At 66.0% G+C, this 22708-nt stretch carries 21 protein-coding genes; 10 read left to right on the top strand and 11 right to left on the bottom strand.

Features of this window, described 5'->3' with window-relative positions; translation table 11 throughout:
• Window positions 1–10 precede the first annotated feature (10 nt).
• On the bottom strand, window positions 11–970 hold the full coding sequence (locus BRADO_RS11270; protein WP_041756370.1) for a LysR family transcriptional regulator: 960 nt from the start codon (window positions 968–970) through the stop codon (window positions 11–13).
• Between the two features lie 100 nt (window positions 971–1070).
• Here BRADO_RS11270 and BRADO_RS11265 point away from each other — a divergent pair, with 100 nt between their 5' ends.
• From BRADO_RS11265 to BRADO_RS11255, 3 genes are all read left to right on the top strand, one after another.
• Window positions 1071–1502 (top strand): DoxX family protein, encoded by a 432-nt coding sequence (locus tag BRADO_RS11265; protein ID WP_011925445.1) that lies wholly within the window; start codon window positions 1071–1073, stop codon window positions 1500–1502.
• Between the two features lie 64 nt (window positions 1503–1566).
• Window positions 1567–2037, top strand: a complete 471-nt coding sequence (locus tag BRADO_RS11260) for a hypothetical protein (protein ID WP_041756369.1) — start codon at window positions 1567–1569, stop codon at window positions 2035–2037.
• Window positions 2030–2635, top strand: coding sequence for a TlpA disulfide reductase family protein (locus BRADO_RS11255; RefSeq protein WP_244423018.1), 606 nt, complete (start codon window positions 2030–2032; stop codon window positions 2633–2635). Before BRADO_RS11260 ends, BRADO_RS11255 begins: the two co-directional genes overlap by 8 nt.
• Before the next feature lie 175 nt (window positions 2636–2810).
• On the opposite strand, the gene BRADO_RS11250 is transcribed toward BRADO_RS11255, so the two are convergent.
• Window positions 2811–4466, bottom strand: coding sequence for a hypothetical protein (locus tag BRADO_RS11250; RefSeq protein WP_011925442.1), 1656 nt, complete (start codon window positions 4464–4466; stop codon window positions 2811–2813).
• An 85-nt stretch (window positions 4467–4551) separates the two neighbouring features.
• Window positions 4552–5238: a cysteine hydrolase family protein gene (locus tag BRADO_RS11245; protein WP_011925441.1), complete on the bottom strand. Its 687-nt coding sequence runs from the start codon at window positions 5236–5238 to the stop codon at window positions 4552–4554.
• A 562-nt stretch (window positions 5239–5800) separates the two neighbouring features.
• On the opposite strand from BRADO_RS11245, the gene BRADO_RS33935 reads away from it, so the two are divergent.
• Entirely contained in the window at window positions 5801–6070 is a 270-nt protein-coding gene (locus BRADO_RS33935) for a hypothetical protein (protein ID WP_244423017.1), read from the top strand.
• 580 nt (window positions 6071–6650) lie between these two features.
• Here the strand turns inward: BRADO_RS33935 and BRADO_RS11240 are convergent.
• Window positions 6651–7685: a S1C family serine protease gene (locus tag BRADO_RS11240; protein ID WP_011925440.1), complete on the bottom strand. Its 1035-nt coding sequence runs from the start codon at window positions 7683–7685 to the stop codon at window positions 6651–6653.
• A gap of 152 nt (window positions 7686–7837) precedes the next feature.
• On the opposite strand from BRADO_RS11240, the gene BRADO_RS11235 reads away from it, so the two are divergent.
• On the top strand, window positions 7838–8605 hold the full coding sequence (locus BRADO_RS11235) for a thermonuclease family protein (RefSeq protein ID WP_041756368.1): 768 nt from the start codon (window positions 7838–7840) through the stop codon (window positions 8603–8605).
• Between the two features lie 157 nt (window positions 8606–8762).
• Here BRADO_RS11235 and cyoD read toward each other — a convergent pair whose 3' ends face one another.
• The 6 genes from cyoD to BRADO_RS11205 form a co-directional block, all read right to left on the bottom strand.
• Window positions 8763–9170, bottom strand: a complete 408-nt coding sequence (gene cyoD, locus BRADO_RS11230; protein ID WP_011925438.1) for a cytochrome o ubiquinol oxidase subunit IV — start codon at window positions 9168–9170, stop codon at window positions 8763–8765.
• The gene (gene cyoC / locus BRADO_RS11225; RefSeq protein ID WP_011925437.1) at window positions 9167–9808 is read right to left on the bottom strand and encodes a cytochrome o ubiquinol oxidase subunit III; all 642 of its coding nucleotides are present in this window, start codon (window positions 9806–9808) and stop codon (window positions 9167–9169) included. The genes cyoD and cyoC overlap by 4 nt, the downstream gene beginning before the upstream one ends.
• Before the next feature lie 24 nt (window positions 9809–9832).
• The gene (locus BRADO_RS11220; RefSeq protein ID WP_011925436.1) at window positions 9833–10666 is read right to left on the bottom strand and encodes a COX aromatic rich motif-containing protein; all 834 of its coding nucleotides are present in this window, start codon (window positions 10664–10666) and stop codon (window positions 9833–9835) included.
• A gap of 72 nt (window positions 10667–10738) precedes the next feature.
• The gene (locus BRADO_RS11215; protein ID WP_011925435.1) at window positions 10739–12067 is read right to left on the bottom strand and encodes a sorbosone dehydrogenase family protein; all 1329 of its coding nucleotides are present in this window, start codon (window positions 12065–12067) and stop codon (window positions 10739–10741) included.
• Window positions 12068–12148: 81 nt separating this feature from the next.
• On the bottom strand, window positions 12149–13945 hold the full coding sequence (locus BRADO_RS11210; RefSeq protein ID WP_371259357.1) for a chloride channel protein: 1797 nt from the start codon (window positions 13943–13945) through the stop codon (window positions 12149–12151).
• Window positions 13946–14173: 228 nt separating this feature from the next.
• A complete protein-coding gene (locus BRADO_RS11205) occupies window positions 14174–15406 on the bottom strand; it encodes an acetyl-CoA C-acetyltransferase (RefSeq protein ID WP_011925433.1) in 1233 nt (410 codons plus the stop codon).
• A 445-nt stretch (window positions 15407–15851) separates the two neighbouring features.
• On the opposite strand from BRADO_RS11205, the gene BRADO_RS11200 reads away from it, so the two are divergent.
• From BRADO_RS11200 to BRADO_RS11185, 4 genes are all read left to right on the top strand, one after another.
• A complete protein-coding gene (locus tag BRADO_RS11200; protein ID WP_011925432.1) occupies window positions 15852–17300 on the top strand; it encodes an MmgE/PrpD family protein in 1449 nt (482 codons plus the stop codon).
• An 85-nt stretch (window positions 17301–17385) separates the two neighbouring features.
• Complete coding sequence (locus BRADO_RS11195; protein WP_041757447.1) at window positions 17386–18357, top strand: amidohydrolase; 972 nt, start codon at window positions 17386–17388, stop codon at window positions 18355–18357.
• A 48-nt stretch (window positions 18358–18405) separates the two neighbouring features.
• Window positions 18406–19728 (top strand): C4-dicarboxylate transporter DctA, encoded by a 1323-nt coding sequence (gene dctA / locus BRADO_RS11190; RefSeq protein WP_011925430.1) that lies wholly within the window; start codon window positions 18406–18408, stop codon window positions 19726–19728.
• Between the two features lie 17 nt (window positions 19729–19745).
• A complete protein-coding gene (locus BRADO_RS11185) occupies window positions 19746–20558 on the top strand; it encodes an ABC transporter substrate-binding protein (protein ID WP_041756367.1) in 813 nt (270 codons plus the stop codon).
• Between the two features lie 41 nt (window positions 20559–20599).
• On the opposite strand, the gene BRADO_RS11180 is transcribed toward BRADO_RS11185, so the two are convergent.
• Entirely contained in the window at window positions 20600–21736 is a 1137-nt protein-coding gene (locus BRADO_RS11180; protein WP_011925428.1) for an amidohydrolase family protein, read from the bottom strand.
• Between the two features lie 138 nt (window positions 21737–21874).
• Between BRADO_RS11180 and BRADO_RS11175 the strand changes: the two genes are divergently transcribed.
• Window positions 21875–22438, top strand: a complete 564-nt coding sequence (locus BRADO_RS11175) for a MarR family winged helix-turn-helix transcriptional regulator (RefSeq protein ID WP_011925427.1) — start codon at window positions 21875–21877, stop codon at window positions 22436–22438.
• Window positions 22439–22708 lie beyond the last annotated feature (270 nt).

The following is a 22708-nucleotide window of genomic DNA, read 5'->3' as shown; positions in this document are numbered from 1 at the left end:
CCCAAGATCCTCACGCCTCCATTTTCCTCCCTTTCCTCGCCAGCACCGCGATCGGATCGATCGCGGACGCCGGGCCGTCCGACGCCTGCTTCATCAGCGGATCGGCGGCGATGAAATCGATGAAGGTGCGGACCTTGGCGGAGAGATATTTGCGGCTTGGATAGACCGCCAAGAGCGGCGCCTTGATCGTCAGCAGCTCCGGCAGCACGGCCTCGAGCCGCCCGGCTGCGAGATCGTCCGCCATCAGCCAGCGCGGCAGCACGGCCATGCCGAGGCCTGCGACGGCGGCCTGGTGCAGCAGCGTCTCATTGCCGCTGATCAGCACGTCGCGGAAGCCGAGCGCGACCTCGCCGTCGGCGTGGGGGACCATGATCGTCCGCACCGGATAATGCGCGTACTTCAAAAAGCCATGACCGTCGAGATCGGCGAGCGTCGCCGGCCGCCCCGCGGCGGCCAGATAGGCCGGTGACGCCACGAGCTGCATCAGCACCGGCGGCAGCGGACGCGCGATCAGCCCGTCACCCGGCGTCGCGGAGACGCGGAGCGCGAGATCAAACCCCTCCTCCACAAGGTTGACCAGCCGTCCGCTGAGATCGAGGTCGAGCACCACGTCCGGATGGCGCGCGTGATAGGCCGCGAGCATCCCGGCAAACAGCGGATTGGCGAACCACACCGGCGCGCTGACCTTCAACGTACCGCGCGGGATCACCGTGGCCTTGCTCACGACGGCCTCGGCCTCGTCGAGCTGATCGAGCATCGGACGGACCTGGTCGAAATACACCTGCCCCGCCTCGGTCAGGCCGACCCGCCGGCTGGTGCGGTTGAGCAGCCGCGTCGACAACCGCTGCTCCAGCTGCATGACGTGCTTGGACGCCATCGCCGGCGACAGGCTCAGGCGGTCGGCCGCCGCCGCGAAGCTCTTGAGCTCGGCGACTTGGCAGAATACCCGAATACTGACCAGCGTATCCATTATCAACCATAAAGAAATGATGCTTCAACGATCAGCATAATGATCAAACCAGACGAAATCATCAAGATCGGGGCTCGATTTCACTCTTGGAGACCCCGCGATGTCCGCGACGACGACGAACGACCTCCCTCTCCAGCCCTCCCTGGCGCTGCGCATCGGATTGTGGACCGCACAGGCCCTGGTCTTTGCCCTGTTCGCCTTCGCCGGCGTGACGAAGCTGTTCACGCCGATCCCGGAGCTTGCGCAGATGATGCCGTGGGCCGGGGAGTACTCGGTCGGCTTCGTCCGCACCATCGGCCTGATCGATCTCGCCGGCGGACTCGGCATCCTCTTGCCCTCGCTGACCCGGATCCTGCCGCGCCTGACGGTTCTCGCCGCGCTCGGCTGCTCCACCCTGCAGGTGTTCGCCCTTGCATTCCACCTCTCCCGCGGCGAGGGCGCCGTGACGCCGCTCAACATCGTGCTGCTGGCGCTGTCGCTCTTCGTGCTGTGGGGCCGCAACAGCAAGGCACCGATCGCACCGCGCGGCTGATCCGGCGACCACCGGCCCTGGCGAAGCCAGGGCCGACATTCCCACCGCAACATTGAGGAAGCCCATGAGCGAGCCTGTTGCACCAGTATCGCGCCGCGGCTTTCTCGCTGGCGCGACGGCCCTCGGCGCGCCAGCCCCCGCCGTGCCGGCTGTCGCGCAGCAGCACGCGAGCAAAGGCGTGGTCGTGCTGATCGACAGCAACGAGCCGCGCGTGATGGGCCACGCCATCAGCTATACGGCGAACCTGTCCAAGCATTTCGCCTCGAAAGGCCAGACCGCGCCGATCGAGATCGTCGCCAACAGCCAGGGCATCGACGTGTTTCGCGCCGATAAGTCGCCGCTCAAGGAGCCGCTCGCCGCGCTGCGCCAGATGTTTCCGACCGTCGTCCTCAGCATGTGCGCCTCGTCGAAATCGATCGCGGAGAGCAAGGAAAACCTGATCATCCCGCTGGTCGAGGGCGCAAGGCTCGTCCCGTTCGGCATCGGCCGCGTCGTCGAGTTGCAGATGAAGGGCTGGGCCTACGTCCATGGCTGAGTCCCCCAGCGCGCTCACGCGTCGTGCGGCGCTGCTCGGAGCCGCGAGCACCCTTGTCGTGTCCTCGTCCCCAGCCCACGCCGCCGCTGGCGATCCGAGCCCGCCGATGTTTCGCAGCGGCCGCAGCCAGTTCATCGTCGAGCGGCCGCGCAATCCGCTGCCGGCGCTGAAGCTGCAGGACATCAGCGGCAAGGACGTCACGCTCGCGCCGACGTCCGGCCATGTCACGCTGGTCAATCTCTGGGCCACCTGGTGCGCGGCCTGCAAGATCGACCTGCCGACGCTCGCCGCGCTGGAGCGCGCGCGGATGCCGGGGCTCGACATCTGGACCATCTGCACCGACCGCCGCGACATCAAGACGATCCGCCGCTATGCTGAGGCGATCGCGATGCCCCGCTCCTCCTTCTCCGATCCGCATGCGCAGGCGACCAACCCGGCCAACGCCGAGGCCTCCCTCTTCGCCACGCCGGCAATGCCGATCACCTATCTGATCGGGACGAGCGGCTTGATCGAGGGCTATGTCACAGGCGCGGCCGAATGGCTGTCGGATCCCGGCCAGGCCCTGCTGCGCTACTATCTCGATCAGCCGGCGGCGTGATTGGCGGAAGGCGTCACGAACGCTGATCGCGAGCATTCTCCATCAAGACCCCATCACTCCGCCGCGCGATCAAATACGAGGGAGCAAACTTTACAACTCGCCTGTCTCCAGGTCGTCATGGCCGGGCTGTCCCGGCCATGACGGGACACGAATTGGCTATCGTGGCGCAGTCGTCCTACTCCGCCGGCGCCGCATGCATGTCGGCGTGCGGCACGTAGCTCTCGGACATGCCGAGCCGTCCGAGCCAGAACAGCCCCCCGGCGACCACGACATAGGCCAGCGCCACCGCCGGCGTGACACCGAAGCCGCCGCCGATGCCGACGGCCTCGCCATGCATGAAGCCGAAATAGGTCATCACGGCGCCGGCCAGCGCGAACGCCGCCGCCTTGGTGAAATCGCGCTCGATCACGAACACGCCGATCGCGCCGAGCACGAGGCCGGCGAGGATCGAGCCGCCGCCCATCACCTCCAGCCCGTGATACAGCACGCCCTGCTGCGGCAACGCCGCGATCGCCGCGGTCTTCACCGCATCGACCTTGTCGGCCGCCAACCCGCCCACCGCCTGCGCCGCCGTGACCGTCGAGGCCAGCATCGTGTCGATCTGCAGCTTGGCCCAGGCGGCGAGATGCGGCGTGAAGGCGAGCACGATCGCGGGCGCGTGCTTGACCGGCGTGGTCTGGAACGCCTGCGCGCCGATCAGCATGCCGATGTAGAGCAGGATCGGCGAGATCGCGACCACCGGCACCAAGGCCAGCAGCACCGAGATGATGCCGAGCCAGGACAGCACGATCACCATCAGGCCGGTCGCCGCGGAATAGCCGATGCGGCCGCCCATCGCCTTCCAGCCGGGATGGCCGATATAGACGGCGTTGATGAACGGGTTGCCCATCATGCAGCCGATCAGGCTGACGACGCCATCGGCCGTCAGCACCCGCGTCGTCGGATATTCGTCGCCGGCCGCTTCCGCGCTCTCGACATTGTCCATGGCCTCGACGAGATCATAGATGCCGAACGGGATCGCGGTGACCAGGATGATGCCGAGATATTCGAAGCCGGAGAACACGGTGCCGAACGCCGGCAGCGGCACCGAGAAGCCGAAGCTCGCGAAGGCATCGCCGACGCCCTTGACGCTGAGACCGCCGAGCCCGAGGCCGAACAGGTTCGAGCCCCAGGCGATGATCATGCCGACGGCGATCGCGACGAGGCCGGCCGGCAGACCCTTTGGATATTTCACGCCGCCGAACCAGCTGACGAGAATGATCGCGAAGCACACCAGGCCGATCTGCGGCGTCATGTACATCTCCAGCGCCGGGCGCATGGAAATGAAAGTGACGGAGACGCCGGCGAGCGTGCCGAGCAGCGCGGCGCGCGGCGTGATCTTGCGGATATAGGGTGCGACGAAGCCGCCGATCATCAGGATGAAGCTCTGGAAGAACACCCAGACGAGGCCGGCCGACCAGCCCTTCAGGGGATCGCCGGTCTTGAGCGTGATCGGCAGCATGATCACGAAAGTGACGATGAACATGTGCGGCACGCTGACGCCCGACGGCAGCGCGCAGACGTCGGTCCGTCCGGTCTTCTGCGCCAGCCGATAGGCGAGAAACGCGTAGTACAGTGTCGACAGGCACATCATCAGGCCGAGTGCCGGCAGGATGCGGCCGAACACCAGGCTGTCCGGCATCTTCAGCACGAAGCGCAACAGCCCGGTGAGGACGAGCATGTTGACGAGGATGTTGGTGCCGAACCCGAAGAACGCGTTCCAGTCTCCGGGTGTCCAGAGCACCGGCTTGAAATCAGCCTTGACCGAGCTTGCCGTCCCGCTTCCGCTCATCGCCTTGCTCCCCTGTTTGCCGTCAGCGACTACATGATCGAACTCATCCGTCTCAGATCTCTCAGTCCGTCTCTCAGGCCGGTTCTCAGACCATGGCCTTCAGCACCGCGGCTGACTCCGCGACCCAGCCGAAGATGCCGCCCTGGGCCTTGATCATCTTCAGGCCCATCTCGTGGAACTCCGGGAAGTAGGACGCGCAGCCGTCGGAGACGACCACGCAGCGATAGCCGCGGTCATTGGCCTCGCGCACGGTGGTGTTGACGCAGACCTCGGTGGTGACGCCGCACACCAGCAGGTTCTCGATGCCGTGCTGCTTCAGCACGTCGCCCATCTCGGTGGCGTAAAACGCGCCCTTCCCCGGCTTGTCGATCACCACTTCGCCGTCCGTGGGATAGAGCGCGGGAATGATGTCGTGCCCGGCCTCGCCGCGAATGAGGATGCGGCCCATCGGGCCGGGATCGCCGATGCGCAAAGACGGCGCGCCGCGCTCGACCTTGGCCGGCGGCGCGTCGGAGAGATCAGGCTTGTGCCCCTCGCGGGTATGGATGACCAGCATGCCGGCCTTGCGCGCCGCGGCGAGCACGTTTGCGATCGGCTGCACGGCACGCGCGAGCTGCGACACGTCATTGCCCAGCGTCTCGCCAAAGCCGCCGGGCTCCATGAAGTCGCGCTGCATGTCGATGATGACCAGCGCCGTCTTCGACAGATCGAGCGCGATCGGCTCCGGTTCGGCCATGATCGTTGCGGTTGCCGATGCAGCTAGGTTCGCCATGTCGCCGCGTGCCTCCCCGCGAGAATGCGTCGCAGACAACGAAGCAAGCGGTGTGCCATTGTGTACAATTGGGCAGACAGCGCCGGCGGCCGCGAAGCACGAACTAATTCAATAGGTTGCTGATGTCGTTGAAGTTGCCCCTTTGCTGAGCAGTCTCCCTCCACGGGAAACTCAGCACATTTCATGAGCGGTCATTGCATGCAACGATCACCCTGATGCAACTCTGTGCGGCAAGAAACCGACTGAGTGAGACTTCGTACCATGCCGGAGGCACGACCAACCGATCGCGCCAACTAAAAGGTGTCGTCCCGGGCTTGACCCGGGACCCACAATCACCGGCTACTCTTTGACCCACAGACGTCGACCAGATCGCTCTCACCACTCCGGCCGCGGCGTATAGGTCCCGGGTCAAGCCCGGGACGACGGCGGAGGGCGACGCGTCACCTTCCGATAAAGAAAATTTTCTTGCTATTTTTCGGAACTCATGATCATCTCCGCGCATCCCGCCTCATGCAGAAGGGGCGTAGCGCGCGATCGTCACGACACGCGAGGCGGGGATGCGATGGCCGCGAGAGCTCGCAGCGTGCTCGGCAACGAGGGCGCGGACGAACGATCGATCGCGGACGTGAAGTCGCAGCGTCCTGATACCCCGATGCTGGTATCAAGCCGCGATGGCACTGACGTGCCGCGTGGTGATGGTGGCCAACAAGCCCGGCGCACCAGGGAGACTGCGTATAAGCGTGAAGACCATCGCGCAGGGAATGCCGGCGTGTTCCGGCTTTGCCTGTGGTACCTGCCGCCTGCATTTTTTCAGCAGGCGGGCCATGGGTGAGGCTGTCACCCGGCATTCCCTGCGCCCTCTGCACGATTGCGAGGGACGGACTGATACAAGCCTCGGGCAGACATGCCGCGAGATCGCGATGACGCGCCATGCTGTTTGAGACCGTGAAACCGACCACAAGCGACGCCGCCGTAGGGTGGCAAAGGCGCGCCATGAACCTGCGTTGCCAGAGAAGCACCATCGCGCGCCGTGCCCACCATTGTTACCGAGCAGGCGGATGAAAGGTGGGCACGGCGCGCTATCGACCGGAGCAAACAACTCAAAGCCCGGCGCGCCTTTGCCCACCCTACGGACCAACCACTTGCTTCAACAGCACGCCGCACGGCGATATAAGAATGCACAGTGCTCGTAACAGCGCCCTCTCCCCTTGTGGGAGAGGGCATGTAGGAAAGTTCAGCAAGCTCGGTTGGGTGAGGGGTCTCTCTCCAAAGATCATACTCGTAGAGAGAAACCCCTCACCCAACCGAGTACGCCGATGGGCCGAACATGCCCTCTCCCACAAGGGGAGAGGGCGGTGCATTGCACGGCCGTAACTAACGACCAGCGAGCGATGACGCCCCTGCTCTCCACTTCAACCCCCGGCCTGCCTCGCCGGCTTGCGCTCGACCGGGTGGATGTCGATGCCGCGCAGCCTTCCCAGCCGCAGCACGTCCATCGCGACCGTGCGGCCGATGCGGTCGCGATCGAGGATGCGGATCAGGTCGTCGACGCCGTTGATGTCGACGCCGTCGAGCCTGATCACGACATCGCCAGGCAACAGGCCGGCGCGCGCCGCCGGGCCGTCCGGCTCGATCTGCATCAGCAGCGCGCCCATCTTGTTCTCGACGCCGGCGAGCACGGCGTGACGCCGCGGCACCGGCGCGGTCTGGCCGGAGACGCCGATATAGGCGCGGCGGACGTAGCCGTGGCGGATGATCTCCGACAGCACGAACTGCGCGGTGTTGCTGGCGACCGCAAAGCAGATGCCCTGCGCGCCCTGGATGATGGCGGTGTTGATGCCGATCACCTCGGCCGCCGACGACACCAGCGCGCCACCGGAATTGCCGGGATTGAGCGCCGCATCGGTCTGGATGACGTCCTCGATCATCCGCCCCGACACCGAGCGGATCGAGCGCCCGAGCGCCGAGACGACGCCGGCCGTCACCGTCGACTCGAAGCCGAGCGGATTGCCGATTGCGACCACCAGCTGGCCGCGCCGCAGGCTCTTGGAATTGCCGAGCGCGGCATAGCGCAGGTCGCGCGCATGGTTGGCGCGCAGCAGCGCGAGATCGGTGTCGGGATCGACGCCGAGCACTTGCGCGTCGGTCACCACGCCCTCGACGTCGCGCAGCCGGATGGTCTTCGAGCTGCCGACCACATGGCTGTTGGTCAGCACGAGACCGTCGGGCGAGATCACGATGCCCGAGCCGAGGCCGCCGCGCTCGGCGCGGGAGCCCGCTTTCGGTCCAGTCTCGACGCGAACAACGGCGGGGCCGACCCGCTCGGTGACGTCGATGACCGCATTGGAATAGGCGTCGAGAAGCGCCCGGTCATCGACCGGGACAGCATCGGATGCCTGCGCCGGCGACAGCGCGTCGCCGGCGACATCGGAAGTGAAATCCAGCATGACGTAAATCCTTTGTAACGCCAGATGGGTAGCTGGTCGCCCGGGCGCAAGACGGGTCGCCGGCCGCGAACCCTTCGGGCCTTGGCGAGACTCATGGTCGATGTGATAGGACTTCAACCGGCTATGTCATGAATGTGATTGCGGGAGGATGCATGCGGCTGCGAGACCGGCTGTTGTCATTATGTGGAGCCATCGTCATCGCCGCCGGCCTGACCGGCAGCGTGCTGGCCGCGACCGCCACGGTGCGCAGCGGCGATACGATCCAGCTCGGCGACACCGTGTATCGGCTGGACGGCATCGACGCGCCCGAGGTCGACCAGCTCTGCATCGACGATCACGCCGATCCCTGGAGCTGCGGTGTCGAGGCGCGCGAGCAGCTCACCAAGCTGATCGCCGGCCGCCCGGTTCGCTGCGAGGATCTCGGTCCGGACAAGCCGCTGAAGACCCGGAAGATCGGGATTTGCGCGGTGGACGGCGACAAGGTCAGCCTCAATCAGCAGATGGCGCGCGCAGGCCTCGCGGTCAGCGTCGAGCCGGCCGTCAAGGCTCGCGTCAAGGACGATGTCGCCGCGGCCAAGGAGGGCTTGCGCGGACTCTGGAAGGGCTGCTTCGTTGCGCCGGCCGAGTTCCGCGCCGACAAGAAGGACGGCGCCCTGCTCGGCGCCTCCTGCCGCGCCGACCGCGACCGCGAGATCCGCGCCGTGCTGTTCCCGGAGACACCGAGCGCCCCGCCTGGCTGCACCATCAAGGGCAAGTTCGCGGTGCGCGCCCGCGTCACCGGCAACATCGGCATCTACCATCTGCAGGGCTGCCCGAGCTATCCGGCGACCACTGAGCCCGACCGCTGGTTCTGCTCAGAGGATGACGCAAAGGCCGCCGGCTTCCGCCGCGCCTTCAACTGCCGGGCCCAAAAGAAGTGAGTCCGTAAGGTGGGCAAAGGCGCGCCCCTGGATCGGCCGGATCATTCCCAACTCGCGCGCGCCGTGCCCACCGTCCCCACCGCGTGCGCTGAAAGATGGTGGGCACGCGCCGCCTGCGGCGTCGCTTTGCCCACCCTACGCACCGAGCAAGACCGGCTCAGCGCTGCATCTGCATCAGCTGGGTCATCGGCATCATGTTGTGGTTGAGGTTCGCCATGATCCACAGCGAACCGCCTACGACGAGGACAACGATGATCAGCCCGAACGCCAGCGCCAGCACGTTGTTGGTGTTGTCGGGGCCGGTGGTGATGTGCAGGAAGAACACCAGGTGTACGCCCATCTGCGCGATCGCCAGCACGATCAGCGCCACGGGAATCGAGGGCCGCCAAACGAGATGGGTGCCGGCGATGAAGAACGAGGTCGCCGTCAGCAGCACCGCAAGGCCGAGGCCGGCGAGGTAGAACAGGATGCGCGCGCGCAGTTCGCCGGGCTGCTGCTCGCCGGGCGCAAGGTCGCTGCGGTCGCCAAACTCCTGCTTGCCGAGCTCCTGAGCGTGATCGGTCATGTCGCACTCCCGAGCAGATAAACGACGGAGAACACCGCGACCCAGATGATGTCGAGCGCATGCCAGAACAGCGCGAAGCACAGGATGCGGCGCTCGATGTCGGCGCGGAAGCCCTTCGCCACCACCTGGGCCATCATGGTGAGCAGCCAGAGGATGCCGGCCGCGACGTGCAGGCCGTGGCAGCCGACCAAGGTGAAGAACGCCGACAGAAAGGCGCTGCGGCTCGGCCCGTCGCCGCGGCCGACGAGATCGGCGAACTCCCTGACCTCGAGCAGCAGGAAGGCGGCGCCGAGCAGGCCGGTCACAGCCATCGCGACCTGGAACCAGAGCGCGTTGTGGCGGTCGGCGGCGATGCTCGCCATGCCGCAGGTGAAGCTCGACAGCAGCAGCAGCGCGGTCTCGATCGCGACGTTGCGGATGTCGAACAGCTGGGCTCCGCCGGGCCCGCCGGCCGTGCCGCCCGACAGCACCGCGAAGCTCGCGAAGAAGCACGAGAACATCACGATGTCGGAGAGCAGGAAGATCCAGAACCCGAATCCGGTCACGATCCGCTTCGGCGCCGGCCCGGGATGCTCGGTCACGCGCAGATGATGCGGATCGGCATAGGCGGGCGCCTGCTCGACGGATGTCACCGACATCGGTTCGCTCCGGCGACGAACAGCTCAGTGCGCATGCGACGCTCCGCTCTCTTCCCGCGCCTGGTTCTCGCTGAGCTGCGGTCCCGGCGCCGGCGGGATATGCTGCATGGCGATCTTGCCGAACAGTTCGGGATCGCTGAGCCGGTAGGTCCGCGGCGTCTTCTCGACGGATTGCGCCGCAAGCTGCTTGTAGCTCGCCTCATCCAGGACCTGATCGGACTTGGCCGCATTCGCCACCCAATTGGTGAAATCGGGCTGCGCGACGACGTTGGTGTCGAACATCATGTCGGGAAAGCCGTCGCCGCTGAATTGCGAAGCGAGGCCCTTGTAGATGCCGACGTGGTCGCCGCGCAGATTGAGCCGGGTCACCATGCCGTTCATGGTGTAGATCATGCCGCCGAGCTGCGGGATGAAGAACGCGGTCATCACGCTGCCCGAGGTCAGCTCGAATTGCAGCGGCGCGCCGATCGGAACAGTCAGGCTGTTCACGGTCGCGACGCGCTGGTCGGGATAGATGAACAGCCACTTCCAGTCGAGCGACACCGCCTGGATGCGGATGGGAAGCCCGGTGCCGTCGACCGGCTTGGCGGGATCGAGCTGGTGCGAGCCGATCCAGGCGACGCCGCCGAGCAGGATCACGGTGAGCGTGGGGATCGACCACACCACGAGCTCGACCGCTCCCGAATAGGCGAAGTCCGGCCGATAGCGCGCCTTGCCGTTGGAGCTGCGGAACCACCAGGCGAAGGCCAGCACCGCGATCGAGGTCGGAACGATGATCGCCAGCATGATGATCACGGAATCGATCAGGATCGTCTGCTGGGCGGCGGCGATCGGTCCCTTCGGATCGAAGATGTTCATGCAGTCTTCCGGCGTTCAACCCCGCTCATAACCGCGTTGCGATGCCGAGGTTCCTGCGCCGCACGACACACATCAGCGGCTGACGCGCCAGATCGTGCCGTTGCCGTCCTCGGAGATCAGCAGGCTGCCGTCGCGCGCCACGGTGACGCCGACCGGCCGGCCCCACACTTCGCGATCATTGACGACGAAGCCGGTGACGAAGTCCTCGTACTCGCCCGTGGGCATGCCGTCCTTCAGCCGGATGCGGATCACCTTGTAGCCGGTGCGCTTCGACCGGTTCCACGAGCCGTGCTCGGCCGCGAAGCCATCGCCGCGATACTCCGGCGGAAACAGGTCGGCGTCGTAGAAGGTCAGGCCCAGCGAGGCGGAATGCGCCTGCAGCAGCACGTCGGGCACCGTGATCTGGCCCTTGAGATCCGGCCGCTCGCCGGCATGGCGCGGATCGGGGTTGTCGCCCATGTAGTACCAGGGCCAGCCATAGAAGCCGCCCTCCTTCACCCGCGTGACGTAGTCCGGGACGAGATCATCGCCGAGCCCGTCGCGCTCATTGGTCGAGCACCATGGCATGCCGGTCGCGGGCTGGATGGCGAGGCCGACGCAGTTGCGGATGCCGCTCGCGAACAGGCTGCGGCTCTTGCCCTCGGGATCGAACGCCAGCACGCCGGCGCGATCGGTCTCCCCGCCCCAGGCGGCGCCGAGCGGATGCGCCTTGATCCAGGCGGCGAGGCCGCCGGCCGGCTCGCCCAGGGCTTCGCCGACATTGCCGGCCGAGCCGACCGAGACCAGCATGCGCTGGCCATCTCTGGTGAAGACAATGTCGCGGGTGGAGTGGCCATAGCCTGCGGGGAGATCGGGCACGACGACCTGCATCGCGCCGGACGCCTTCATGTCGCCCGTGCGATAGGGAAAGCGCATCACCCGCTCGGTGCTCGCGACATAGACCCATTGCGGATCGGCGATCGGGTAGAACGCGATGCCGAAGGGATGGCCGAGACGATCGGCGAAGATCTCCGTCGCCTCGGCCTTGCTGCCATCCTCGTTCGGCCGCAGCACGCGGACCCGGCCCGCGCGCGTCTCGGCGACGAAGATGTCGCCGTTGGGCGCGGTGCGGATGATGCGCGGCCCGCTCAGCCCCTCGGCGAACAACGCGACCTTGAAGCCGTCGGGCACCTTGGGCACAGCAGAGGCCGGCCGCTGCACCACGCGCGAGACGTTGGCGGCAGACGCCGTCGCTCCGGGCTTCGGCAGGTTCTCGGGACGGATGAGGCGAACAGTGCCTGGCGCATCTCCCTGCCAGCCGCCGAACGCGTCCTTGCCCTTGAGCACACCAGGCTCGGCGGCAGCGGCCGTCACCACTACGCCAAGGATGGCCGCGGCAGCCGTCGTGATCCGTCTCGTCATGTGGTCCTCATCCGTCTCGCGTATCCGGCAGCCTACCCCCGTCCCGGCTCCGAGATCACGCGGGGCGGCAGACCAACGCGATCACGACAGCGCGCCGAGCACCCCGCGCGTGGCCTGGTCGATCTCCTCGACATAGCGCCGGCGCGCGAAGGACTCGGTCAGGAAGCCGATCACCTTGCGGCTGTGCTCCGACTCCAGCACGGCGAGTTCCTCGGCGCCGGTGTCGTCGAAGATCCGCATTGCCGTCTTGACGTTCATTTCGGGCAACAGCGCGACCTCGAAATATTTGGCGAGTTCGACCACCTGAATCTCGTCGGCGATGGAATCCAGCTCGCCCGAGAAAAGGTCGGGCAAGGACACCAGCCCACAATAATCGTCGCTGTTGTTGACGACCACGACAGCCTGGCGCGTGCCCAATGCAAATTCGCGGCGGCAGGCGGCGATCGAGGTGGTGGTCGGCACCTTGGCGACGTCGGAGCGCATCAGACGCTCGACCGTGAGGTTGCGCAGCCAGCCCACATCGTTGGCGCTGCGGATGGTCTCGCCACGCAGATGCAGCCGCCAAGTCGAGAACGAGTGCCCGAACAGCACGCGCACGCACACCGAGGTGACGATGCAGGCGCCGAGCACGACGGCCGTGACGTCGACGCTGCGGGTCATCTCGAGCACCAGGAAGGACATCGTCAGTGGCCCGCCAACGATGGCGACGCCGAGCGTCGCCATGCCCGTGAGCATCGCCACCAGCGGGTCGAGCGCCAGCGGCAGGCCGGCCACAGCGAGCAACCCGGCGAACAGCTTGCCGAGCAGGCTGCCGACGAACAGCGAGGCGAAGAACAGGCCGCCGCGGAAGCCGGAGGCCAGCGAGATCAGGCAGGCGGCGAGCTTGAGCACGATGATGGTGGCGATGATGCCCAATGCCATCTCGCGATGAAGGTCGAGCAGCATCGCGCCGTGGCCGGCCGCCAGCACCTGCGGCGTCACGATCGCCATAACGCCCACGCAGAGGCCGCCGATGATGGGACGAATCCAGACCGGGATACGGACGAACAGCCGCTCCACCGCAGGCGAAGCGCGCATCACCACGATGCCGATGAAGGCCACAAGCAGCGCCAGCACGAACAGCGCGATATATTGCTCGAAGCCGACGGCGCCGACCTTCTGGATCTCGAGCGAATACGGCGCGCCGGTCAGATATTGCGAGGTCAGCGCCCCCGCGAGGGATGCCGCCAGAATAGGCGCTGCGCTGCCGACCGAGTAGACGCCGACGATCAGCTCACAGGCATAGAACGCGCCGGTGATCGGCGCGCCGAAGGCGGCGGCGATGGCGGCGGCGGCGCCGCAGCCGACGATCAGCCTGAGGTCGTTGCGGCGAAGGGTGAGATACTGGCCGAGCAGCGAAGCGACGCCGGCGCCGATCTGAGTGTAGCCGGCCTCGAGGCCAACCGAGGCGCCGGAGCCGTTGGAGACCAGGGTCTGGCTGCTCACCACGATGCTGTCGCGCATCGACAGCCGGCCGCCGCGCAGCGCGTTGGCCTCGACCGGGTCGACGGCGGCCGCGATCTTCCAGCGCCGCCGCAACCATTCCATCAGTCCGAGGACGAGACCGCCGCAGGCCGGCGCGATCAGCGCCACTGCCGGGTTGACCCAGGCATTGGCACTGAGCCGGACGTCGATCGGGATGCCGTAAATGATCACATGCGCGAATTGCGCGATCAGGCTCATCACCGTCACGATCGCGCCGGTGCTGACCCCGATCACCAGCGCCAGCGGTATCAGGTAGAACTCGTTGCTGCGCAGCAGCGCCCGCAGCCGCGTGACCACCCGGTTCGAGGCCTTGCGATCGATGATGTGCGACAGCGTCGAGAGCACGAGAGCCATTTCTTCTACGAGGAGGCCTCTCGGTGGCAATAACCTGTCGCAAGTAGCGGAACAAGCGCGAATTCCTTTCCAGTCGAAACGTGGTTGACTGGTCCGGAAAGTGGAACCGTCGGGCCTCTGCGAGGAGCAGGCGTCAACGACGCAGAGCCTGGAAAGTCGCAAAGCGCCCCTCACCCGCTGCGGGTCGTCCGTAGCGGATGTTGATCAATGCGATCGAGAAATGGTCGCTCAGACGCGCTCGATGATGATCGCCGGAGCCATGCCGCCGGCGGCACACATCGTCACCAAGCCGCGCTTGAGGTCGCGCCGCTCCAGCTCGTCGAGCAGCGTTCCGATCAGGATGGAACCGGTGGCGCCGATCGGATGCCCGAGCGCAATCGAGCCGCCGTTGACGTTGACCTTGGCGCGGTCGAGCTTGAGGTCGCGGATGTACTTCTCGGCCACGACGGCGAAGGCCTCGTTGATCTCGAACAGGTCGATGTCGTCGATGGTCAGCCCGGCCTTGGCGAGCACCTTACGGGTCGCCGGCACCGGGGCGTTAAGCATCAGCGTCGGGTCGTCGCCCATATTGGCCATCGCCACCACTCGCGCCCGCGGCTTCAGGCCGTGCGCCTTGGCGTAGGACGGCGAGGCCAGCAGGATCGCCGCGGCGCCGTCGACGACGCCGGAGGAGTTGCCGGCGTGGTGCACGAACTGAATATCGAGACCCGGGTAGCGCTGCAGGATCAGGTTGCGGTAGGTCGTGCCCTTGTCGTCCAGCGCATAGTCGGCGATCGCGGGGAACGCCGGCTTCAAGCCGGCGAGCGCCTCGGCCGTGGTCTGCGGCCGGGGATACTCCTCGTGATCGAGCGCGAGGCTGCCGTCCTCGCGATGCACCGGCACCAGGCTCTTCTTGAAGTGCCCGCCCGCGATCGCCGCCGCCGCCCGCTTCTGGCTCTCCAGCCCGAGCGCATCGACATCGGACCGCGTGATGCCTTCCATGGTGGCGATGGCGTCCGCGCAAACGCCCTGGTGCGACTGCGGGTGCAGCGCGCGGAGATGCAGATTGCCGGCATCCATCATCAGCGGCCCCTCGCCGCGCCGACCTTCCATGGACATCATCTCGCAGCCGCCGGCGACGACGAGATCCTCCTGCCCGGCCATGATCTGGGCAGCCGCAATGTTGACGCTGGTGATGCCGGAGCCGCAGAAGCGGTCGAGCGTGACGCCGGAGGCGCGGATGTCATAGCCGGCATCGAGCGCCGACATGCGGCCGAGATCGCCGCTCTGCGGTCCGCGCTGCGACGAGCAGCCCCAGATGATGTCGTCGACATCGCCGGTGTCGATGCCGGTGCGCTCGGCCAGCGCACGCAGCACGGTGGCGCCGAGATGCTGCGGATGCAGACCGGCCAGCGCCCCCTTGCCGGCCTTGCCGATACCTCGCGGGGTCCTGCAGGCATCGATGATGAGTGCGTCGACCATGGCGTTTCCTTTGCCCGATGTTGTCGTGCGGTCGGCGCTCGCGCCGCCGCCTTCACTGTCGCATAGCATCGCGCCCGCGGTCGCGACAACGGTGGTTGAAGCTGCCAGCACATGCCCAAAACGCACGCCATGGCGTTGAAGCCACTCGCCTTTCCGCCACGCGGACAATCAACCGAAGCGGATTGATGGAGCCTGCTCCTGGCAGATCGGTTGAAGTTTCGCCCCGTCTCGCCGACCGGGCTGCAGTTCAGCTTGAACCGAGCAACCGCCACATGACCAATCAGCTCTCAGAGCGTTGTCCAACCTGGAGAACTGACCGTTCGTCCAACGCTCCTTGTCATACCGGGGGTGACTGCAGGATCGTCGCCCGCCATCAGCGGAGCGGGGTTTCTCCGCTCGTCCAATCACAACACGGCGCCCACCAACGCCGGTTCGGGAGGACCTCATGATCACGATGTCTCGCCGCCGCGTTCTGGCGGGTGCGGGGGCCTTGACGCTGGTCCCGCTCGTCAAGACGCGGGCAGCGGCCACCGAAACCGTCAAATCCGATCCCAAGGACGTCACGGCGACCCTCGCCCGTTACCTCGTGAATGCGCGCTACGAGGACCTGCCCGAGAACGTCCGTCAGGAAGGCGTCCGAACTCTGCTCAATTATGTCGGCGTCGCCATCGGAGGCTCGCAGCACGAGACGGTCGACGTCGCCGTCGCGGCGCTCACGCCCTTCTCGGGCCCGCCACAGGCGCGGCTGTTCGGCCGCACCGAGCGGTTCGACATCATGAACGCGGCCTTCGTCAACGGTGTGTCCAGCCACATCTTCGACTACGACGATACGCATCTGAAGACGATCATTCATCCGGGCGGCCCGGTGATCTCCGCCATCCTCGCGCTATCCGAGATGACCCCGGTCAACGGCCGCGACTTCCTGAATGCGCTCGTTCTGGGCGTCGAGACCGCATGCCGGATCGGCAACGCGGTGTACCCGAACCACTATTACGTCGGCTGGCACATTACCGGAACGGCGGGCGTGTTCGGCGCGGCCGCGGCGGCCGGACGGCTGATGGGCCTGACCGAGCAGCAGATGGTGTGGGCGCTCGGACTTGCAGCGTCCCAGCCGGTGGGCCTTCGCGAGTCGTTCGGTTCGATGAACAAGAGCTTCAATCCGGGGCGTGCCGCCGCCGACGGCCTGTTCGCGGCGATCCTCGCGTCCAAGAACTACACCAGCTCCGACGGCATGATCGAGGCCAAGCGCGGCTGGGCCAACACGATCAGCACTAAGCAGGATTATCGGGAGATCACTGGGGACCTGGGTCAGCGCTACGAGGCCGCTCTCAACACCTACAAGCCCTTCGCCTGCGGAATCGTGCTGCATCCGGCGATCGACGCCGCGATCCAGCTGCGCAACGAGTACGAGGTGACGGCGGCGCAGGTGGCATCGATCGAGATGCGGGTCAATCCGCTGGTCCTCGAACTCACTGGCAAGAAGACGCCGAAGGAAGGTCTCGAGGGCAAATTCAGCGTCTACCATTCGGTCGCCGTGGCCCTGATCGAAGGTGCCGGCGGCGAGAAGCAGTTCTCCGACCGCGCGGTGCAGGATCCGACGGTCGTTGCGCTGCGCGGCAAGGTCAGTCCTACGATCGACCCCACGATGAAGCCCGAGCAGGTCGAGATGTCGATCACGCTCAACGACGGCCGTGTGCTGACGAAACGGATCGAGCACGCGATCGGCAGCCTGGAGCGGCCGATGAGCAACGCGGATCTCGAGCGCAAGTTCAAGGATCTCGCCGACGATATCCTGCCTCCGCAGCAGATCGCGACCGTGATGGAGCGCTGCTGGCGGGTGGAAACCCTCGCCACCGCCGCCGACATCGTCGCGGCCGGCTGCAAGACGGCGTGACCGCACCGGGATCGCCGCCAGCCACCTCATCTTGAGCCGGCGACGCAGCCGTCGCTACGGCTTCCTTCTGAAGGAGACACCGACGATGTTACGACGAGACGTGCTGGCAACCATGGCCGGACTTGGCGCGGCAACCGCTCTCGGCGCGGCGCCCGCGCGCCTCGCTGCCGATGAGGCCAAGATCCCCAGTATCCCTGGCCCGGATCCCGCCACGCACACGCCTAGCTTCAGGGCCCCGCCTGGCAGCGTCGACACCCACACGCACATCTTCGGACCCGCATCGACCTATCCGTTCTCGGCTACCCGCCCCTACACGCCGCCCGATGCGCCGCTGGAGATGTTCCGGTCACTGCATGCCAAGATCGGCGTCGAGCGTGCCGTCATCGTCAACGCCACCGTCCATGGCACCGATAATCGCGTCGTCACCGACGCGATCGCGCAGAGCAATGGCAACTACAAGGGTGTCGCCAACATCAATGCCGCAATGTCGGACGCTGATCTCGACTCGCTCGGCAAAGCCGGCATCTGCGCCTGCCGTTTCGCCTTCCTCCGCCGCCTCGGCGGCGTCGGCGACATGAACGTCTTCCGCACCCTGGTCGATCGCGTCGCGGCGATCGGCTGGCATGTCGACATCTATCTCGAGGCCGGCACGATCAAGGAGTTCGTGCCGATCCTCAAGGCGCTACCGGTCACCTACGTGATCGACCACATGGGCACGATCAGCGCCGCCAACGGCCTTGACGACGCCGAGTTCGCAGCGCTGCTCGACCTGCAGGCGAGCGACGACAAATGCTGGGTCAAGATCACCGGTCCGGAACGCGCATCGGCGGCCGGAGCACCTTTCCTCGACGCCGTGCCATTCGCCAAGAAGCTGATCGACAATGCGCCGGACCGGGTCATCTGGGGCACCGACTGGCCGCATCCGAACGTCAAGATCATGCCCAACGATGGTGATCTGGTCGATCTGATCCCGCTCTACGCACCGGATCCGGCGATCCAGCGCAAACTCCTTGTCAGCAACCCCGAACGGCTGTTCAAGTTCGAGCCCAAGAGCTGACGCGGGCCGAACGCGCCGGGCGATTCGAACGTAACGACAGGACAGATCATGACTGCCACGACCCTCACTGCCGACAGCAAAGCCGGCGCCCGTCGCGCCTGGTGGAAGGAGCTGTGGGTCCAGGTCATGATCGCGATGGCCGCCGGCATCCTGCTCGGCGCTGTCAAGCCGGATCTCGGCGCCCAGATGCAGCCGCTGGGCGACGCCTTCATCAAGGCGATCCGCATGCTGATCGCGCCGATCATCTTCTGCACCGTGGTCAACGGCATCGCCCATATGGCCGACATGGCCAAGGTCGGGCGGGTCGCGATCAAGGCGCTGATCTATTTCGAGGTGATCACGACGTTGGCGCTGATCATCGGGCTTGCGGCGGTGAACCTGTTCCAGCCCGGAGCCGGCATGAATGTCGACCCGGCGACGATCAACTCCGCGACCATCGAGCCCTATGTCAAGCAGACCGCGGCGGTCGGCTTCGTGCCCTTCCTGCTCAATATCATTCCGCAGACCTTCGTCGGCGCCTTCGCCGAAGGCAACATTCTCCAGGTGCTGTTCATCTCGGTGATGTGCGGCTTCTCGCTGATCTGGCTCGGCGACCGCGCCAAGCCCGTGACCGACGTGATCGAAATCGCCGGCCAGATGATCTTCGGCGTCGTCAAGATCGTGATGTGGGCCGCGCCGCTCGGCGCCTTTGGCGCGATCGCGTTCACGGTCGGCAAGTTCGGCATCGCCTCGCTGGTCAAGCTCGGCCTGCTGCTCGGCAGCTTCTATCTGACCTGCGTGATCTTCATCGCCGTGGTGCTCGGCCCCATCGCCGCCTACACCGGCTTCAGCCTCTGGAAGCTGATCCGCTACATCCGCGACGAGGTGCTGGTCTGCATCGCGACCACGTCGTCGGAGACGGTGCTGCCGCGCATGCTGGTCAAGCTCGAGGCTGCCGGCTGCGAGCGCAGCGTCGTCGGGCTGGTGATACCGACCGGCTACTCGTTCAATCTCGACGGCACCTGCCTCTATCTCGCCACCGCGGCGGTGTTCCTCGCGCAGGCAACGAACACCCCGCTCGACATCGGCCACCAAATCGGGCTGCTGCTGATCCTGCTGGTGACATCGAAAGGAGCCGCCGGCATCGCCGGCGCGGCCTTTGTCGTGCTCGCCGCGACGCTTGCCGCCACCGGGACCATCCCGGTCGCCAGCGTCGCGCTGGTGCTCGGCATTCATCGGCTGATGTCGCAAGGGCTGACCCCGACCAACCTGATCGGCAACGCGGTGGCGACGATCGTGATCGCGAAGTGGGAAAACGCGCTGGACCAGTCGCGTCTCACGCAGGTGCTCGACGGCGGCGCCGACGCAAGCTCACTCCGGATAAAGCGTTGACCGAAGGGGAGATCGGCATGCGGCGCATCAATTCCGTGCTTGGACAAGCCCTGGCTGTCGCCCTGCTCGCCTGCGCGATCGTGCGGCCCGATCCGGGCCTGGCCGCGGACGGTGATGCTGCGACTGTTCTGGCGCCGAGCGGACGCCTGCGCGCGGGACTCTACCCGGGAACGCCGACCTCCATCCTTCCCGATGGCACCGACAATCCGCGTGGCGTCGGCTATGCCATCGGCAAGGAAATGGCGCGTCGCCTCCATGTCGACTACGAGCCCGTGGTGTTCACCAAGAATGCCGAGGTGCTCGAGGCCGTCAGGACCGGCGCAGTCGACGTCGCCTTCACCAATGCATCCGCTGCCCGAGCCAAGGAGATGGACTTCGGCCCTGTCTATCTGGAGATCGAGCTCGGCTACCTCGTGCCCGATGGCTCCACGCTGGCCAATGCCAGCGATGTCGACGCAAGCGGACGCAAGGTCGGCGTCACGACGGGCAGCACCTCGGATGCGACGCTGGGGCGCGAACTGAAGCAGGCCGCGCTGGTCCGGTCGCCGACCTTGAAGGATGCCGTCGCCCTGCTGAAGGGTCGTGAGATCGATGCCTTCGCCACCAACAAGGCAACACTGTTCGAGATGGCCGAACAGGTGCCGGGATCACGCGTACTCGACGGCCGCTGGGGCGAGGAGCGCCATGCGATCGCTATCCCCAAGGGCCGCGATGCCGGACTCGATTTCGTGCGCGCGTTCACCGCCGAGATCCGGTCGTCGGGCCTCGTCAGCACCGCCGCCGAGCGCGCCGGGCTGAAAGGCGTGATGGTGCCCGGAAAGCAGCCTTGACGCGTCAGCGGCTGCTCCAGGATCTCAGTCCGACCTCGCGCTCAGACGAGCTTGAAAAGCCGACGTGTATTGCCGCCGAGTATCGCAGCCTTCTCCGCCTCGGACAATGACAGGCTGCGAATGAGTGGAACGCCGTCCTGAAACCAGTCGCGGCGGATCGGATAGGACGCGCCGTAGAGGATGTGATCGGCGCCGAACACCTTGACGGCGCATTCGAGCTGCGCCCGTCCCCATTGCGGCGCCCCTGAGAGATCGAAGAAGATGTTGCGTGCGAGATAGCCGCGCAGCTTGGCGCTCTCATCCTCGAACCGGTCGACGGCATCGCGTCCGCCGGTGCTGGGGGGCACCAGCATGTCTGCGAAGGCGAAGAAGCCGCCGCCCAGCATGGAATGCACCAGCCTGAGATTTGGAAATTCGTCGAACAGCCCGCTGAACAGCTCGCGCCCGACAGCGGTGCCCTGGGCGAGGCAGCGTCCATACTGCCGGCGCAGGTTCGGATACTTCACGATGGCAGCGTAATCGACCGGCAGCGGCGTGTGATGCACCACCACGGGGACGCCGAGTTGATCGAGGAATTTCAGATGCGGCTTGAACGCGGGGTCGTCCAGATAGAGCTGGCCGTAATGCGCGGCCATCTGCACGCCGACAAAGCCGAGATCATGGACGCAGCGCTCGACCTCCTTCAGCGCATCAGGCGTTCCCCAAGGCGGCACGACGGCCAGCGCCTGGAAGCGGCCCGGATGGCGCTTGAGATGCGCAGCGAGCCCGTCATTGACCCGTCGGCACAGTTCGAGCGGCAGCCATTCCTGCCAGCACGGCAGCCGCAGGATCGCCTGCGCGATGCCCGCCTGGTCCATGTCGGCGATCTGCCCGGCCGCGTTGTACTGGTTCTCGGCGTAGTTCAGCACCTCGTAGCCCAGCGGCTGCTCGATCACGATCTGGCGCAGGGGCTTGCCGGGAACGGGCATGACCTTGGCGTGAATGCCGTATTCACGCGGCACCGCGCCGGCGAAGGCCGTCAGCAGCCTCTCGTCGCTGAACAGATCCTCGGGAAGCCAATGCATGTTGGCGTCGATCACGGCGCCGTCCGGCGCCTGCGCTTGGGCAGCGCCGGTGGTGACGCCGGCAACGGCCCCTGCTGCTGCGAGCTGTATCACTTCGCGTCTGCTCCTCGTCATGATGGTGGTCTCCTGGGTACACAGAACATCGCGGCGCCATCAGTGCGCCGCACTTGATATCTTTCTCGAAAGACATATAACTCAGCCTATATCTTTCTTGAAAGATATCTCTTCATGATTTTTTCGTAAGGAGAGCCGATGACGGCCGAGCGGACACCGATCGACGACTTCCTGGCGCTGCGGGCCAAGACCTGGCCCGAGGCCGCCACGCCCATCGTTGGGTTGATGGTCCGCGTCTTCCGCCTGAACAGCCTGATGCTCGAGCAGACGGAGCGTCTCGTTGCGGCCCACGCGCTGAGCTTCACCGAATTCGAGGTGCTGGTGACCTTGCGCGGACAGCCCGCGCCGCATCAGTTGCTGCCCACCGATCTCTACAGCGCCATCCTGATCTCTTCCGGCGGGCTTACCAAGGTGCTCCATGCGCTGGAGGCCCGTGGCCTGATCGCGCGCGGCCAGGACAAGGACGATCGGCGCAGCAAGCCGGTGCGCCTGACCGCAAAGGGCCGCGCCACCGCTGAGCGCGCCATGCGCGACGTGCTCGAAGCCGACGAGGCCCTCATCCACGGCACACTGTCCTCATCGGAGGTCGCTGCGCTCACGAAGCTTCTCGGCAGGCTGCTGCGCACGATCGAGCCTGGCGCCGGGCCAGCGGAGCACGAGCAAGCAGCTTCTCCACAAGGTCACCATGCTCGCTCGGAGTAGGTGTCTGATGACGCTTCGGACGGGGGACCGGAATGTTGCTGCTCTTTTCGAGCATCGTGCGGCGCGCGCTGAATCCTTGCAGCTGACAGAGCCTCGTCGCCGCCGCATTGATGCCGATCAATCGACGCATGACCTAAAATTAATAGTTCTGCTGTTTCGCAAGCGCTGCACGCTCAGCTAATAGAACGATCGCGACGACTTCTCGCGATCGCCGTACGGTCCCGCGAGAAACGATAAGAAACAATACGGAGCGAACGTCCGCGGACCACC

It is taken from the genome of Bradyrhizobium sp. ORS 278, assembly GCF_000026145.1.
In the GTDB taxonomy this organism is placed as follows: domain Bacteria; phylum Pseudomonadota; class Alphaproteobacteria; order Rhizobiales; family Xanthobacteraceae; genus Bradyrhizobium.
This window is presented reverse-complemented; position numbering and strand designations above follow the sequence as displayed.